The organism is Acinetobacter sp. YH12106, assembly GCF_013418995.1.
Classification (GTDB): domain Bacteria; phylum Pseudomonadota; class Gammaproteobacteria; order Pseudomonadales; family Moraxellaceae; genus Acinetobacter; species Acinetobacter pseudolwoffii.
On record NZ_VPAV01000003.1, the window covers coordinates 1 to 15,546 of the forward strand.

At 44.7% G+C, this 15,546-nt stretch carries 14 protein-coding genes; 9 read left to right on the forward strand and 5 right to left on the reverse strand.

The window, feature by feature from the left end; translation table 11 throughout:
• Positions 1 to 239 precede the first annotated feature (239 nt).
• The 7 genes from FTU45_RS03950 to FTU45_RS03980 all read left to right on the forward strand — a co-directional run bounded on the left by FTU45_RS03950 (position 240) and on the right by FTU45_RS03980 (position 6,676).
• The gene (locus FTU45_RS03950; protein WP_152875444.1) at positions 240 to 902 is read left to right on the forward strand and encodes an IS1595 family transposase; all 663 of its coding nucleotides are present in this window, start codon (positions 240 to 242) and stop codon (positions 900 to 902) included.
• Between the two features lie 163 nt (positions 903 to 1,065).
• Positions 1,066 to 2,484 (forward strand): phosphomannomutase/phosphoglucomutase, encoded by a 1,419-nt coding sequence (locus FTU45_RS03955; protein WP_074384136.1) that lies wholly within the window; start codon positions 1,066 to 1,068, stop codon positions 2,482 to 2,484.
• A 10-nt stretch (positions 2,485 to 2,494) separates the two neighbouring features.
• A complete protein-coding gene (argB, locus tag FTU45_RS03960; RefSeq protein WP_005096046.1) occupies positions 2,495 to 3,403 on the forward strand; it encodes an acetylglutamate kinase in 909 nt (302 codons plus the stop codon).
• Positions 3,404 to 3,535: 132 nt separating this feature from the next.
• Positions 3,536 to 4,384, forward strand: a complete 849-nt coding sequence (locus tag FTU45_RS03965; protein WP_005096047.1) for a class II glutamine amidotransferase — start codon at positions 3,536 to 3,538, stop codon at positions 4,382 to 4,384.
• A 281-nt stretch (positions 4,385 to 4,665) separates the two neighbouring features.
• Positions 4,666 to 5,121, forward strand: a complete 456-nt coding sequence (locus tag FTU45_RS03970; protein WP_180075963.1) for a bacteriohemerythrin — start codon at positions 4,666 to 4,668, stop codon at positions 5,119 to 5,121.
• Between the two features lie 143 nt (positions 5,122 to 5,264).
• Positions 5,265 to 6,344, forward strand: a complete 1,080-nt coding sequence (locus FTU45_RS03975; protein ID WP_180075964.1) for a hypothetical protein — start codon at positions 5,265 to 5,267, stop codon at positions 6,342 to 6,344.
• Positions 6,344 to 6,676, forward strand: coding sequence for an RnfH family protein (locus FTU45_RS03980; RefSeq protein WP_005096050.1), 333 nt, complete (start codon positions 6,344 to 6,346; stop codon positions 6,674 to 6,676). Before FTU45_RS03975 ends, FTU45_RS03980 begins: the two co-directional genes overlap by 1 nt.
• 100 nt (positions 6,677 to 6,776) lie before the next feature.
• Here FTU45_RS03980 and FTU45_RS03985 read toward each other — a convergent pair whose 3' ends face one another.
• Positions 6,777 to 7,175 (reverse strand): outer membrane protein assembly factor BamE, encoded by a 399-nt coding sequence (locus FTU45_RS03985; RefSeq protein ID WP_004279275.1) that lies wholly within the window; start codon positions 7,173 to 7,175, stop codon positions 6,777 to 6,779.
• A 112-nt stretch (positions 7,176 to 7,287) separates the two neighbouring features.
• On the opposite strand from FTU45_RS03985, the gene fur reads away from it, so the two are divergent.
• A complete protein-coding gene (gene fur, locus FTU45_RS03990; protein WP_005096051.1) occupies positions 7,288 to 7,725 on the forward strand; it encodes a ferric iron uptake transcriptional regulator in 438 nt (145 codons plus the stop codon).
• Positions 7,726 to 7,790: 65 nt separating this feature from the next.
• Here the strand turns inward: fur and FTU45_RS03995 are convergent, their stop codons facing one another.
• Together FTU45_RS03995 and FTU45_RS04000 are read right to left on the reverse strand one after the other, a co-directional pair.
• Positions 7,791 to 8,912, reverse strand: coding sequence for a PilT/PilU family type 4a pilus ATPase (locus FTU45_RS03995; protein WP_074384137.1), 1,122 nt, complete (start codon positions 8,910 to 8,912; stop codon positions 7,791 to 7,793).
• A gap of 30 nt (positions 8,913 to 8,942) precedes the next feature.
• Entirely contained in the window at positions 8,943 to 9,980 is a 1,038-nt protein-coding gene (locus tag FTU45_RS04000; protein WP_004279279.1) for a type IV pilus twitching motility protein PilT, read from the reverse strand.
• Positions 9,981 to 10,103: 123 nt separating this feature from the next.
• Between FTU45_RS04000 and FTU45_RS04005 the strand changes: the two genes are divergently transcribed.
• Positions 10,104 to 10,790 carry a YggS family pyridoxal phosphate-dependent enzyme gene (locus FTU45_RS04005; RefSeq protein ID WP_074384176.1) on the forward strand — a complete coding sequence of 229 codons (687 nt, stop codon included), beginning with the start codon at positions 10,104 to 10,106 and terminating at the stop codon, positions 10,788 to 10,790.
• A 33-nt stretch (positions 10,791 to 10,823) separates the two neighbouring features.
• Here the strand turns inward: FTU45_RS04005 and FTU45_RS04010 are convergent, their stop codons facing one another.
• Together FTU45_RS04010 and FTU45_RS04015 are read right to left on the reverse strand one after the other, a co-directional pair.
• Positions 10,824 to 11,927, reverse strand: a complete 1,104-nt coding sequence (locus FTU45_RS04010) for an acyltransferase (RefSeq protein WP_034609103.1) — start codon at positions 11,925 to 11,927, stop codon at positions 10,824 to 10,826.
• A 5-nt stretch (positions 11,928 to 11,932) separates the two neighbouring features.
• Positions 11,933 to 15,544, reverse strand: a complete 3,612-nt coding sequence (locus FTU45_RS04015; RefSeq protein ID WP_180075965.1) for an AAA family ATPase — start codon at positions 15,542 to 15,544, stop codon at positions 11,933 to 11,935.
• Positions 15,545 to 15,546 lie beyond the last annotated feature (2 nt).

Below are 15,546 nucleotides of genomic sequence, written 5' to 3' on the forward strand. Positions count from 1 at the left end.
GAAAGTTGGGTGTATTTCTTCATTGTGTGCTTTCCAATTGCGAGTTGAAAAAGTCCAATGATTCTACGAATACACCTAACTTTTTCAACTAACTACAAATGTGTCGCACTTGAGATTTGAATCTGCGAATAAATATAATTAAATAAGGACTATTTCATCACAGAAATTTTCTGATTATTCAGTTAACGGTAATATTTTTAGGCTCTAGACTAGCAGAATAGATATGTTAGTCTAGAATCATGATAGAAAACAGTAAATTAAGTCACTATAAGATTAAAAAAATTATTCAGTGCTTTTGCATTGATATTCCTGCTTCTAAAACAGCCTTATTGCTTAACTTGAACCGTAATACCATCAACTATTGGTACATGCTTTTTAGAGAAGCAATCTACGATCATCAAACAGATTTAAGAGCAAAGTTTGTAGGTTCTATTGAAGTTGATGAGAGCTATTTTGGAGCAAAAAGACAACGTGGTTTTCATGGGAAATTGAAGCGAGGTCGAGGTACTTTAAAACAACCTGTATTTGGAATATTTGAAAGGAATGGTCGAGTTTATACAGAAATAGTCCCTGATTGTAAAAAGACTACATTACAACAAGTTATCTTAGGTAAAGTTGCACTTGAAAGTGTAATTTATAGTGATGGTTGGCGTGGATACAATGGTTTGGTAGATGTTGGTTACTCAAAGCATTTTAGAGTAAATCATGGAGCGAATGAATTTGCCAGAGGACAATGTCATATAAATGGAATAGAATCATTCTGGAGCTTTTGTAAAAGAAGGCTAGCAAAGTTCAACGGTATATCAAAAGAGTATTTTGATTATCATCTTAAAGAAACAGAATGGCGTTGGATGAGGGAGCCTAATGAGCTAGCAACAGAGTTGTGGGACCTCATTAGGTAAAACTAAGTGCAAATCTGCTAGTCTAGAGCCTATTTTTATAATTGATTGTTACATTGAAATGGTTTAAAAGTAGCGGGTCTTAAAACAAAAACAAATGTTTAAAGTCATGATGATGAAATAAGTCATTTTATATCTCCTTATATTTAGTGAAAAGAACAGTTTTATGGGATCTATGAATCATCTATTCCCTATGCACATTTTTCGAGCCTATGACATACGCGGTAAAGTCAGTGTACTGGGTGCTGGGATTATCGATGCAATTGCTCACGGTTTAGCACAGCAATATCAGGCTGCGCGACAGACACGTGTCGCAATTGGCTATGATGCACGGCTTAGCAGTCCGGCTTTTGCAGAAACCATTCGCCGTATTTTTCAAGCTTATTCGATTGAAGCCACCATTGTCGGTTGTTGTTCCAGTCCGATGCTGTATTTCACCGCACGGCAATTTGATGGCAATGGCATCATGGTCACGGCCAGTCACAATCCCAAAGAAGATAATGGTATTAAATGGATTGTCTCTGGTGAGCCGCCTTGCCCAGAGATGATCCAGCAGGTGGCTCATCTGGCCAAACCACATTATAGCAATCAGCAGCTTTGCCTAGACGAACAGACTCATCAAGTTATTCCAGAATTTTGTCTAAAATATCAGCATGGTATATTAAAAGATATCCAGTTGAAGCGCTCATTTAAAGTGGTTCTGGATGGTCTGAATGGTTCAGCCGGGCGCTGTGCCAATCTGGTGCTTCAAAAAATGGGTTGTGCGGTGATGGCTTTGCGTTGTGATGCCAATGGGCATTTTCCAGACCATGCACCAGATCCTTCGCAAGACAAACATCTGGAGACTTTACGCCAAAGCATCATGCAACAGCAGGCTGATCTGGGCATTGCCCTGGATGGCGATGGCGATCGCGTGGTCTTGATTGATGCACAGGGCCAGATTATCACGGCGGATCAGTTACTGTGCCTGTTTGCCGAAATTTGCCTCACTGACTCAGCACCACGCAAGTTTGTTTATGATGTCAAATGTTCAACCCTGGTGCGAGACACCGTGCAACGTTTGGGCGGTGAGCCGGTGATGATTCGTACCGGAAGCTCATTTCTGAGAACTTATCTGGCACAATCTCAGCAGCAGGCGATTTTTGGTGGAGAATATGCCGGGCATTATGTCTTTAATGATGGCCGTGGCTGGGGCTATGATGATGGACTCTATGCAGCGCTCAGAGTCATGGAATATCTGGATCAAACTGGTCAAAGTCTTGCACAAGCTTTAGCGGCTTATCCGAAACGGCATGGGACCGAAGATCTTTATATTGCAACGCATCATGTGCATCCGGTTGAACTTTTAGACTTTGTTGAACAGCAATCTGAAAGAATTCGTGCGCAAATCAGTAAAATTGATGGGATACGTCTTGATTTTGAGGATGGTTTTGGCATCATTCGAGCATCCAATACAGGTGAGTATTTCACAGTGCGCTTTGATGCCAATGATGCTCAGGGCCTGAATGAAATTCGTCAGCTGTTTGTAGCCATGTTGCGTGACCGTTATCCACAGATCGCTCAAGATATTTTAGATGCTCAATAAGGAGAGGCGAATGCCAAATCAACAAACAGGCATCGACAAAGCACAGATTTTGACAGAAGCTTTGCCGTATATTCAACGCTTTGCGGGTAAAACCCTGGTAGTAAAATACGGCGGTAATGCGATGACCGATCCTGAGCTGGAAAGTTCATTTGCACGTGATATCGTATTATTAAAAACGGTTGGTATTAATCCGATTGTGGTGCATGGTGGGGGGCCACAAGTCGATTCCATGCTGAAACAGTTGGGCCGTGAATCAGACCGTATCGACGGGATGCGCGTGACTGATCCTGCCACGATGGAAGTCGTGGAAATGGTACTTGGCGGTAGTGTCAATAAATCGATTGTGAACCTGATCAACCAGCATGGTGGTCGTGCCATTGGCTTGACCGGTAAAGACGGCAACCTGATTCGTGCACAAAAACTGCTGATGGAAAAAGTGGCTGAAGATGGTTCGGTTCAGCAAATTGATTTGGGTCTGGTCGGTGAAGTCGTTGGCGTAAAAACCGATGTGCTGGAAATGTTCACCAACAGCGATTTCATTCCCGTGATTGCACCGCTGGGCGTGGATGAAGAAGGCAATACCTATAACATCAATGCAGACTTGGTGGCAGGTAAAGTCGCAGAAGCCCTAGGTGCAGAGAAGCTGATTCTGCTGACCAATATTACAGGTGTTCTGGATGAAAATAAAAACCTGCTGACGGGTTTAAGCACTCAGGAAGTTGACCGTCTGATTGAAACAGGCGTGATCTATGGTGGCATGATTCCTAAAGTCGGCTGTGCACTGGATGCGGTCAAAGGCGGCGTAGTGAGCGCGCATATTGTAGATGGTCGTGTGCCACATGCCAGCTTATTGGAAATTTTTACCGATCATGGCGTTGGTACACTGATTACCAACCGTGCCCATCCACCTCGTCCATAAGTTGTTTTTTTGCGGAAAAGAGCCTCAATTGAGGCTCTTTTTTATCTCTATTTATAACTGATAGCTATTTGAAATAACTCGGGTAGTCATGCACAATAAGCATCTAAGAAAATAGAAAGCTGAAACCAGACCATGTGCCAACTGCTCGGAATGAATTGTGCCACCCCGACGGATATTACCTTTTCATTTCGTGGGTTTTCCCAGCGGGCCGGAATTACCTCGGATCATGCCGACGGTTTTGGGATTGCTTTTTTTGAGGATAAAGCCTGTCGCCTATTTGTCGATAACCAGTCTGCGGTTGAATCTCCGATTGCCGAGCTGGTGCGTAACTATCCGATCAAATCCCGTAATGTGATTGCGCATATCCGTAAAGCCACCCAAGGCAAAATCAATCTGGAAAATTCGCATCCATTTAGCCGCGAACTGTGGGGCCGGCAGTGGATTTTTGCCCATAATGGCGATTTGCATGAGTATTTTCCGGTGCTGAGTGGCCGTTTTACCCCAGTCGGCAATACTGATAGTGAGCGCGCTTTTTGCTATTTGCTCGATCAGCTGGTCAAACGCTTTGGTTATGATGAACCGAGTCTGGATCAGGTCTTTGAACTGCTTGCTGAGGTTTCACCTGCGATTGCAGAGCACGGCACTTTTAATTTCTGCCTTTCCAATGGGCAGGCGCTGTTTAGCTATGCCATTACCAAATTGCACTGGCTGGTGCGTGAATACCCATTTAGACCGGCACAGCTGATTGATATTGATGTCGAGGTGGACTTTAGTCAGGTCACTACGCCGAAGGACAGGGTTGCGGTTATTACCACCGAGCCATTGACACAAAATGAGGAATGGACCGCTTTTCAGCCGGGTGAAATGATTCTGTTTAAAGAGGGTGCCAAGTTCCGTTCGCAACTGACTCGGGTAGATCGATTGGAACGGGAACGTCTAGATCCATCCTTAAAACGTGTGACCAAAGCAGATTTATATTAAAAATAGATTTTTTTATTTTAAAGATGGGATTTAATTCCTATTTTTTAATATCTTTTTTATTTAAATTAAAGAGAAACCATATTATTAGAAATAGTAGATTGATTAAAAAATATCTGATTCTTATACTCGGGTTTAAAATATATTCCTAATGAAAACAGTTAATTGCAAGGTTTCTCTTAAATTAAGCCGAAAGCCGACTAATTTACTTCATTTTTATTCAAATCAATACGTTATATGATGATTTTTATGTGATAAGTCCTTAATATTTATAGGTGGTCGTAATGAAAATGAAATGGGTTCCAGACTATAATACTGGTATCGATGTGATTGACGATCAGCACAAACGAATTCTCGATTATATCAATGAAATTGATGAGATCAATGTAAATATCGACCGTGCCCGTATTAAACAGATCCTCGAAAATATTATCGATTATACCCAGTCGCATTTTACTTTTGAAGAATCTCTTCAGGAAGAAGCGGGTTATAAATACCGAGTTCCACATAAACGTGTACATGACCTGTTTATCAAGAAAATCGAGTCTTATCGTGATCGTTTTGAACTGGGGCAGTCGATTGAATCAGAACTGCATGAAGTATTATCTAAATGGTTAATCAACCATATTCAGCACGATGACGCTGATTATGTCGGCGCAGTGAAAGAAAATATGATGGGCATTATCAAAGAAAAAGAACAGAAAAAAGGTAAAAACTGGTTCGCTCGTTTCTTCTCATAATAAAAGACGTAACGAGATAACAAGAATTACAATTTAATAATAAATTTTGCGCAGCAAATCACTGTCATGGTGGTTTGCTTTTTGTTTTTGATTTTCACCGCTTCACAAGGCAAAATAGCGCTAGATTTTTATAGGAATGCATCATGCAGGACAATGCTATGTCAAAATGGTTATCACCGCTGATGGCTTTCTGTTTATCGTTTATTATCATCGCGACGCTCGCACCGATAACGGGTATACAGATTGATCGTCAGCTGGATTTCTGGATGCTCTGGTTAGCCACTATGCTGATTCTGGCGCTTCCCATCTGCTACTTGGAAATTGCTTTGGCCAAGCGCTCTAAAACAACGGCATTACAGGCACTGTCAACGCTGACCCGTGAAGCAGATGCCTCACAAAAATGGCGTATAGTCGGCTGGCTCAGTGTGATCTTTATTCCTTTTCTGGCCGGTGCCATGCTGAACAATGCCAGCAATGTTCTGGCGCTTGCTGCTCTTGATCTTGCACCGAATCTTTTGTTTATAGGTCTGGTAATTGCCGCTCTGGTCTTGTCACTGCTGCCGCGTCAAATTTTGTTAGTCATTACGGCGATTGGCGTACTGGCATCTCTGATCTTGGCAAATGTGATGGGAACTGCGCTACCTGCATGGCAAGTCACGCCAGTTGAATTCTCGGAATGGGGCAATGCCACCGTATTGGCACTGGTTGCAAGTGGCCTAGGCATGGGCTTGTACTGGCAGTCTAGCCTGAGTGCTGTACAACAGCAGGATGTCGCCAGCAAGATGGTCTTGCCGATCTGGATCGCACAATTGCTTGCTGTGATTGTATTTGCCTTCTTTGCTGTACAAGCACAAATCCCTGCATTTACGTTGGTGGCCGCGATTGTAGCGACTGCTGCATTCATCCTGCAGATGGCACGAGAGCAGTTACAGCAACGTCAGCTTCACCCTGCGATTCAATGGGCGATTATGGCTGTCGTCACCCTGATCTGGGCCATTCCAAATGTGACACCAATGTTCAACGTAGTCTTACTGCTTTGGGGCTTATTGATTTGTTTGATTTACGCGCTCTTTGCGGGCTGGATCATGAAGATCAGCCATTTACGTAAATCAATGAATTTTAGCTCTGAAGGGTTCTATAACCTGTGGCGTATTGCTGTCCGTGTGGTATTGCCTGTTTCGATTATCGTGGCGATGGTCGCTGTTCTAGGACAACTGTTCTGATGAATAATGCACTGATCTGGGTGGCCTATGCGACTCCGGAGCAACAGTTTCATCTGGCTGTACCATTTCAGCCCGGCATGACAGCATTGGATGCCATCCAGCAAAGTGGCATAGTAGAGCAGGTTACCCTACCTGAACCTTTGTCTTTGGGTATCTTCGGTGTACGCTTGCAAGATCATCAGCAGCCACTGGCAGCAGGTGATCGAGTCGAAATTTACCGAGCACTGACTATCAATCCTAAAGATATCCGACGTAAACGTGCTGAGAAAAATCCGGTGGGTCGTTATGCCAGAGGCAATCTTTTAAGAAAGCTGAAACCATCTTCCGAATAGAAAGCGGCTTGAATGAGCATTAGTTTCAATGATCTGCTCAATCAATCGACTTAATCAAAAAAGCCCCTGATGATTCAGGGGCTTTTTCATGAGAAAGCGACTATAGTGGAGGCGCATTTAAAATTGCTTCTTTTGAACCTGGTAAGCCGGGTTGAGATTCTGGAATGGTTTCCAGACCTTCAACACGTTCCACGATACCAGACTGGTTAAAGTAAATTTTCAAATGCTGGCCTTGGGCTGCCGGGATCTTGGCTTTTTTAGCGTAGGTTCCTGGGGTATAGTTATAGATGTAGTCCCAGCGTAAAGGATTCAGCGGATCGCTTACCGTTGGACTGCCCAGTAAGAAACGCACCTGTTGATGACTCATTCCCACTTGAATTTTAGCGGCTTGAGCTTGGGTTAAAGGGGTTCCTTGTGGAATATCTACTTTATAAACACCTAATGTCGAACAGCCGACGAGCAAGGAAGTGACGAATAACGTCAACATGATTTTTTGCATTTTGCTAAACTATCCCAAATTAATTATGATGCATTTGATCCAAGGATAGATCATACTGCATCTAAAGTTTGTTGCATATTCCAACTTTGATTTTGTTGAGAGACCTTTTTACATGACTATTTCAAACCAAGATTTACGAAAAGCTGGACTGAAAGTTACCCTTCCACGAATTAAAATATTAGAATTACTAGAAAATTCAAGACAACATCATTTAAGTGCGGAAGATATTTACAAGACTTTACTCGATCAGGGTGAAGATGTAGGTTTAGCAACTGTGTATCGTGTGTTAACACAGTTTGAAGCCGCGGGTATTATTGAGCGTCATAATTTTGAAAACAATCATTCCGTTTTCGAGATCATGCAGGAAGATCACCACGATCACCTGGTCTGTTTGAATTGCAGCAAAGTCGTTGAATTCATCAATGATACGATTGAAAAAGAGCAGCATGATGTTGCTGAAAAATTTGGTTTTGAATTAACCGGTCACTCTCTGAATCTGTATGGCTACTGCGATGCGCCGGCCTGTCAGGAAGTGTTTCGTAAAAAATAATTTGCACTCCGGTTGAAACAAAAAACAGGCTTCTTGAAGCCTGTTTTTTTATGTGCTCAATCTGATCAGGACTGGCCATCAAAGGTGATATTGGAATGTGCACGTAATAAATGACTGCCGCCTTCTTCTGCCAGTTTGATTTGCAGACGTAAGTCATTGGGTGAATCCGCATGTTTCAGCGCATCTTTATAGCTGATCTGCTTGGCCTTATACAGGTCATACAGTGCCTGATCGAAGGTTTGCATGCCCAGTTCACGGGAACGCTTCATCAGGTCCTTGATCTCATGCACATCACCTTTACGGATCAGGTCAGCAATCAGGGGGGAGTTAATCAGAATCTCAATCGCGGCACGACGACCATTGCCATCGATGGTTGGGATCAGTTGCTGTGCCACAATGGCTTTCATGTTCAGCGACAAATCCATGAACAGCTGGTTATGCCGGTCTGCTTCAAAGAAATGAATGATCCGGTCAATGGCCTGGTTGGCGTTGTTGGCATGCAGGGTCGCAAAGACCAGATGGCCGGTTTCGGCAAAGGCAATCGCATAATCCATGGTTTCACGCGAACGAATCTCACCAATCAGAATCACGTCCGGCGCCTGACGTAAGGTGTTTTTCAGGGCAATTTCAAAGGAATCGGTATCAATCCCGACTTCACGCTGGGTGATGATACAGCCTTTATGCTGGTGAACGAATTCGATCGGATCTTCAATAGTAATGATATGACCTTTGGAATTTTCATTGCGATAACCGACCAGCGAGGCCAGCGAGGTTGATTTACCGGTACCGGTTGCCCCGACAAAAATAATGATGCCGCGTTTGGTCATCGCCAGTTCTTTTAGAATCGGCGGTAATTTGAGTTCATCCATGGTTGGAATCACGGTTTCAATCCGACGCAAAACCATACCCGGCTGATCACGCTGCTGAAAGGCACTGACACGGAAGCGGGCACTTTTATCCGGTGTACTGATGGCAAAGTTACATTCACGCGTGTCTGCAAATTCTTTACGCTGCTTGTCGCTCATGATGGAGTGAAGCAGTTGCCCCACTGCCGCGCCGGGTAATTTTATCGAACCAATCGGTAAAATCTGCCCGTTAATCTTGATTGAAGGTTCGACATCGGCTGTAATGAACAGATCCGATGCTTTTTTCTCCACCATATAATCGAGTAAGCCGTTAAAATCCATGTATAAAAACCCCAATACAATTAATTTTTCTTATAAGAATGCTTCTGGCTGTTTGGCTGCAGTACGTGCCACTTGCGGGCTGATGAGGCCTTTAGATACCAGCGTTTTCAGGGTCTGATCCAGTGTGGTCATGCCATAGTTGGCACCGGTCTGAATCGCAGAATACATTTGTGCCACTTTATTTTCACGAATCAGGTTACGGATTGCAGGAATACCAATCATGATCTCATGTGCCGCAACACGTCCGCCGCCATTTTTCTTTAACAGGGCCTGTGAAACCACAGCCTGCAATGATTCCGATAACATGGCACGAACCATATCTTTTTCTTCGGCAGGGAATACGTCAATCACACGGTCAATGGTTTTGGCCGCAGAGGTGGTATGCAGGGTGCCAAACACTAGGTGACCAGTTTCTGCCGCAGTTAAGGCCAGACGGATGGTTTCAAGGTCACGCATCTCACCAACCAGAATAATATCCGGGTCTTCACGCAGTGCGGAACGCAGGGCTTCATTAAAGCCGTGCGTATCACGATGCACTTCACGCTGGTTGATCAGGCATTTCTTGGATTGATGCACAAATTCGATTGGATCTTCGACGGTCAGAATATGGTCATAGCGGTTGTCGTTAATATAATCCAGCATCGCCGCCAAGGTGGTTGATTTACCCGAACCGGTTGGCCCTGTGACCAGTACCAGACCACGCGGATATTCACAGATATCTTTAAAAATCTGTCCCATGCCCAGATCTTCAAGGGTCAGAACTTTGGATGGAATGGTACGGAATACTGCACCGGCACCACGGTTCTGGTTAAATGCGTTGACACGGAAACGGGCCACACCGGGTACTTCAAAAGAAAAGTCAGTTTCCAGATTTTCTTCAAAATCACGGCGCTGTTTATCGTTCATGATGTCATAAACAAGTTTATGTACTTCTTTATGTTCTAATGCTGGCAGGTTGATACGACGAACTTCCCCATCGACACGAATCATTGGCGGTAAGCCTGCAGACAAGTGTAAATCCGACGCACCATTTTTAGCAGAAAATGCCAACAATTCTGTGATATCCATAAGGTCCCCGAGTTCATTAAAATGTTAATTATTTTGATAGAATAATAAGGCTTTCCCACAGCTTAACCAACCCTTAGTTTATGGGCAAGGGAAAAAAAGATGAATGAAATGAGAACCCCATCAATGAATATGTTGCAACAGTCACGAAATCAGGTTTTAGCGCAAATTGAAACAGCCTGTGCTCAGGCCGGTCGTGAGCCAGATTCGGTGCAACTGCTGGCCGTTTCCAAGACCCAGCCGAGTGCAGTACTGGCTGATATGTATCAGGCGGGACAACGTGCCTTTGGCGAAAACTATTTGCAGGAAGCGCTAGAGAAAATTACGGCTCTAAAAGACTTGGAAATTGAATGGCATTTTATTGGCCATGTACAGCGTAACAAGACCAAGCATCTGGCAGAAAATTTTGCCTGGGTGCATGGGGTGGATCGTTTGATTATTGCCGAGCGTTTATCCAATCAGCGTAGAGAAGATCAGCTCGCGCTGAATATCTGTCTTCAGGTCAATATTGATGCTCAGGATACGAAAGATGGTTGCCAACCGGAAGAAGTTGCGGATTTAGTTAGACAAATCAGCCAACTGCCAAATGTGCGCTTACGTGGCTTGATGGTGATTCCAGCGCCGGGGAATCCTCAAGCTTTCATCGAGGCTAAAGCTTTATTTGATAGGGTGAAAGCTCAGCATGCGCATCCTGAAGATTGGGATACTTTAAGTATGGGCATGTCGGCCGATATGCAGGCTGCAATTGCTGCCGGTTCCAGCATGGTGCGTGTCGGCACGGCATTATTTGGTGCACGTCCTCAAAAGGATTAACAGGCGTTGTCGGGTTATTTTGAAAAAGTATGATTAAGCGTTATTCGATAACGCTTTTTTTCTTTGTGGCTCCAGCCATTTTGCCATGAGCCAGGCAAAGACAATCAGGCTGCCCATACTGCCGAGCAAGGCTAAAACAGCGCCGCCCAGACCATAAGCCAAGGTTGCCGGAACACAGCCCAGAATAAACAGCAGCAAAGGGAAATGGGTTACATACAAGGTATAGGAAAAATCAGCGGATTGTACCCAGACCGGATTGTAGTGACTGCGCTGCTGCTGGAGTTGTACCAGCCAGCAGCTAAATGCTAGGCCGATACAGAAATTAAAGAGAGTAAAATTTGCAGCGCGATATTGTCGGGCTTGATCGACGATATGAAACTGGTAAGCATCAATGCAGGCGATTAGAAATGCCAAGCCAAATAACCCCAGTTTAAGCACTTGTAACCGGTTTAGAAAATGTCGCTGGATATGACGAAATGAACAGGCAAAGGCCATCAGCCAGACCAGAAAATAAATAAAAAACTGAATATTCAGGATGGATAAAACGATTAAAACACTAAAAAAGCCGATTTTGGCTATTTCTGAATCTTTGAAAAAAGGTAGAAATCCGGCCAAGACATAGAACCAGACTTCATAACTCAGGCTCCAGAGCGGGGCATTGGCTGAAACTGTAGGCGTGATGAAGCCATTCAAAAACAGCAGAGCGCCAATAAAATCACCTGAATCGAGACCATAGTCAGTCCGGATCATCATGCCAAAACTGTTTTGAAAGGCATGGCTTTGAGTGGCAAAGAGTAGTGGTGCCAACAGATACAACAACAGGCTCAGAGCCATGGCAAACAGAAAGGGTGGCAAAATCCTGCGATAACGCTGTTGGGTATAACGGCGCAGATTGAACTGACCATGCTGATGAATATTGTGCTGGATCGAATAGCCAATCAGATAACCACTCAGAACAAAGAAAATCATGACCGCGGCCTGACCAAGCAGGCGCACCCATGAATACAGGCTGAGGTCAAAAGGGGCGATAAAGGCCTGAAAGCAATGCGTGAACAGTACAACAATGGCACTGATGCCCCGTAGGCTCTCGAGCTGTAAGCTGAAATAGGGCGAGAGCTTGTCTGGGGCAGGGTGCATCATTGTCAACCTATAATCTGAATGGTACTGGCGCCAGCACCGACTGGCTTGACCTGAATCTGTACTGGAATCCGTTCATGCATTTCCTGCACATGCGAGATTAAGACCACTTTACGACCCTGACTTTGTAAATGATCCAGTGCATTCATCACCATATGTAATGAGGCTGGATCTAAAGTACCAAAGCCTTCATCAATAAATAGCGATTCCAGTTTCATCGAACCGGAAGCCATATTGGCAATCGCCAGTGCCAAGGCCAGAGAAACCAGAAAGGTTTCTCCGCCAGATAAAGACAAGACCGGACGTACTTCGCTGTTCATGTCCAGATCAATAATCGCCAGACTCAGGCTGTCTGGAATACGGTGCAACTGATAGCGCGGTGCCAGCGGTTGCAGTTGTTGGTTGGCGTATTCCACCAAGATATCCAGATGATGTTCCTGAGCAATTTTCTGGAACTTGGTACCTTCCTTATGTCCGATTAAATCGTAGATACGGCCCCAGCGATATTCTTCGGCTTTGACCTGTTCAATCTGTTGCTGATATTTGGCATAGGTATTTTGATTATTGGCATTCATACGCAGTTTGGTATCAATCTCATTGAAGCTGTTTTGTTGCTCGGTTTTTTCCTGTGCCAAACTATTTAAATGTGCTTCCACTTCCTCAAAAGCAAGTTCAGGCTGTTGCTGGAGATGCTTCTGGTATTGATCTTCCAGCGTTTGCCAGGCAATTTTGGCATTTTCCAGTGCTTGATGTTGTGCCTGTAATTGCTGCCGGATTTGCTGATGTTCACTCAGACCAATGGTCAGACATTGTTGGATCAGTTCCGCATTAAAATGTCGATGCAGATTTTGCCATGTACGGATGGCCTGATCAGATTGTGCCTGCTGTTGAGTTAGCTGTTGCATTTGGGTCAGCAAAGCCTGTTGTTTAAGTAAAGCCTGATGCAAAGCTTGCTCATGCTGTTCATATACCTGGCGTTGTGCTTGAAGCTGGCTATTAAGCGCTTTTAACTGGGTATCCAGTTGCTGTCGCCATTCTGCTGCCAGCTTATAGGTCTGACCGGCATGTTGTTCGGTCAGCTGATTGAGTTGCTGACGTAAGTCTTTGCCTTGTTCAAGCAAATAATGGGTCTCGGCCTGTATTTGCGTATGCCGCTGCTCATGCATCTGTAGTTGCTGTTGAGCCTGATTCAGTTGCTGCTTGAAACCTTGTAGCTCCTGTTCCGCAGTTTTGACTTGATTGACAAGATGTAATCGCTGCTGCAAATGTTGTTGCAGCTGGGTACAGGCAGCAGGCGCATTCTTGTGCCAAGCGAGCTGCTGTGCTTCGGGCAGTACTGTAAGAACTGGCTCAATCAGTTGATCCAGTTGCAGCATTTTTTGCAGACTCAGTTGCAAGCTGTCGAGTTGCTGTTGCTGTTGTCGCCAGTTTTGCCAAGTCTGTTGCAGGATTTTGAACTGTTCGTTTGCCTGAGTGTGTTGCTGTTGCCACTGGCCAAGCTGTGTTTGCAGGGGATGGAGCAACTGGGCTGAATGATCAGGATTGGCTGGCTCAAGTCCTAACTCTTTTAAGTTTTGTTGTAATGTCTGGTGCTGTTCATTCAGTATCCGTTCAATGTGGATTAAACGCTGTTGTTTTTGCTCAAGGAGCATCTTGATTTTGGATTGTTGAATCTGGGTTGCTTTTAAATCATCTTTAAGCTGATTCAGTTGTTGTTGTGCCTGTTGCAGCTGTTGATCTTGCAGCTGGTTTAGCGCTGTGTCTAATAATGCTTGATGTTGGACAAACGGATGCTGTTGGCTGCCACAGACCATACAGGCTTCATCAGGTTTGAGCTGCGCGCGCAGTTCCTGCACGCTTTGGGTTTGCAGTAGGCGCTGTTGCTGCAGCATATTTTGTAGTTGTTCAAATTCCTGTTCGGTGTTGCTGACTGTTTGCTGCAGTTGAATTTCCGTATGTTCAAGCTGGGTTAATTCTGTCTGTGCATGCGCTACGTCTTGTTTGAGTTGCTGTTGTTCGGCTTCCTGTTCCGCTAGACGTGCCACGTGCTGGATCAAGCCTTCCAGTTTAAGCAGCCGGGTCGAGCTCTGTTGCTGTACGGTCTGATGCTGCTGAAGTTGTTGTTCCAATTGGGCTTGATTGCCAAATTGTTGCTGCAAACTTTCGATTTGTTGAGCCAGCTGCTGCCGGGAATGTTCCAGTTCAGTACGCGATTGAGAGAGTACTGCCGGCGCCTGTTGCTGCATCTGTTGATACAGCTTCTGATAGTCTTGCAGTCGTTGCAGTGTACTTTGTGGTTCCAGATCAAACACGGCAAGATCAGCCTGCTGTTCAAGTTGCGTCAGGCGTTGCTGTTGCTGCTCGGCAGCAGATGCGAGTTGCTGTTTCGATGATTCAATCTGTTGTTGCAAGGGTTGGATATACTGCTGTGCATAGTCCAATAAATCTGCTGATTTTTTCTTATAGTCATTGCCGACCAGATGCATCTCATGATCCAGTTTTAGACCTTGTTCCAGATGCGGCTGCATGGCATGCATATGTTGAACATGGGCCTGCTGTTGTTGCTGGATCTGAGCAAGTTGCGTAAATTCAGCATCACGTTGCTGTTGTACCTGTTGCAGCTGCTGTTCGAATGATTGTTGTTGTATCGTAAGCTGCTGTTGCTGCGTGAGCATTTGATTCTGCTGGATAAACTGTTCTCGAATGCCCTGAAACTCATCCAAATGAACCAGCAACTGCTTTTGTGCGGTCAGCTTCTGATCGGCATCCAGCTGTACATCGTAAATTTCTTTTTTGGCCTGAATTTCAGTATATAAAGCATGTTTCTGCCGATACCATTTCAGGTCATTTTCTAGTAATTTTTCACTCTGGTTAAAATGCTCAAGTATCTGGTTGAAGGCAGTATGTTGCTGTTGAAGCTGAGTAATATCGTCTTCGGATAATAATTCCAGATGACCGAGCCAGTTTTCCAGTTCATGGCGCTTTTGTCGAACCTGACTATGCTTTTCCGCTGCTTTTTTACTGACCTCACTGAAAATCTGCGAATTGGTCAGATATTCCAGCAAGTCTGCACGTTCATGATCTTTGGCTTTTAAAAATGCGCCAACTTCCGACTGCGCCAGCAGTACCGCGCGGGTAAACTGTTCAAAGCTCAGGCCCAGCAGTTTTTCAATTAAGGGGGTAACTTCAGATATTTTTTGCGTTAGCGTCGTATCATCATCGATGCACTTGATAAAACGATCTACTTTTAGATTGCCATCGACTTTCTGACGTGCCCGGCGAATCTCCCAGCGTGCTGTATAGCGTTTGCTATCCAGGGCAATAAACTCCAGCTCGGCAAAACCATGCACGCAGCCACGGCGTAGAATATTCTTGGAATCTTTAATCGAAACATCCTGACCACCGGCATCTTTCAGGCTGCCGGTCGCACCTTTTAGACGTGGAATTTCGTTATAGAGCGCCAGACACATGGCATCGAGCAGGGTCGATTTTCCAGCCCCGGTTTTTCCAGTGATTGCAATCAGGCCGGCATGTGTCAAAGGGCTGGATTCAAAATCAATATGATGGGTGCCGGTGAGGGAGGCCAGATTGTTGAGACTCAAACGTAAAATTTTCATGG

Excerpts from the sequence above, each read along its gene's own strand:
- FTU45_RS04010 (WP_034609103.1), bottom strand. The coding sequence starts at position 11,927 with ATGCACCCTGCCCCAGACAAGCTCTCGCCCTATTTCAGCTTACAGCTC.
- FTU45_RS03995 (WP_074384137.1), bottom strand. The coding sequence starts at position 8,912 with ATGGATTTTAACGGCTTACTCGATTATATGGTGGAGAAAAAAGCATCG.
- FTU45_RS04005 (WP_074384176.1), top strand. The coding sequence starts at position 10,104 with ATGAATATGTTGCAACAGTCACGAAATCAGGTTTTAGCGCAAATTGAA.
- FTU45_RS03950 (WP_152875444.1), top strand. The coding sequence starts at position 240 with ATGATAGAAAACAGTAAATTAAGTCACTATAAGATTAAAAAAATTATT.
- FTU45_RS03985 (WP_004279275.1), bottom strand. The coding sequence starts at position 7,175 with ATGCAAAAAATCATGTTGACGTTATTCGTCACTTCCTTGCTCGTCGGC.
- FTU45_RS04000 (WP_004279279.1), bottom strand. The coding sequence starts at position 9,980 with ATGGATATCACAGAATTGTTGGCATTTTCTGCTAAAAATGGTGCGTCG.
- fur (WP_005096051.1), top strand. The coding sequence starts at position 7,288 with ATGACTATTTCAAACCAAGATTTACGAAAAGCTGGACTGAAAGTTACC.
- FTU45_RS04015 (WP_180075965.1), bottom strand. The coding sequence starts at position 15,544 with ATGAAAATTTTACGTTTGAGTCTCAACAATCTGGCCTCCCTCACCGGC.
- FTU45_RS03965 (WP_005096047.1), top strand. The coding sequence starts at position 3,536 with ATGTGCCAACTGCTCGGAATGAATTGTGCCACCCCGACGGATATTACC.
- FTU45_RS03980 (WP_005096050.1), top strand. The coding sequence starts at position 6,344 with ATGAATAATGCACTGATCTGGGTGGCCTATGCGACTCCGGAGCAACAG.
- FTU45_RS03970 (WP_180075963.1), top strand. The coding sequence starts at position 4,666 with ATGAAAATGAAATGGGTTCCAGACTATAATACTGGTATCGATGTGATT.
- FTU45_RS03975 (WP_180075964.1), top strand. The coding sequence starts at position 5,265 with ATGCAGGACAATGCTATGTCAAAATGGTTATCACCGCTGATGGCTTTC.
- FTU45_RS03955 (WP_074384136.1), top strand. The coding sequence starts at position 1,066 with ATGGGATCTATGAATCATCTATTCCCTATGCACATTTTTCGAGCCTAT.
- argB (WP_005096046.1), top strand. The coding sequence starts at position 2,495 with ATGCCAAATCAACAAACAGGCATCGACAAAGCACAGATTTTGACAGAA.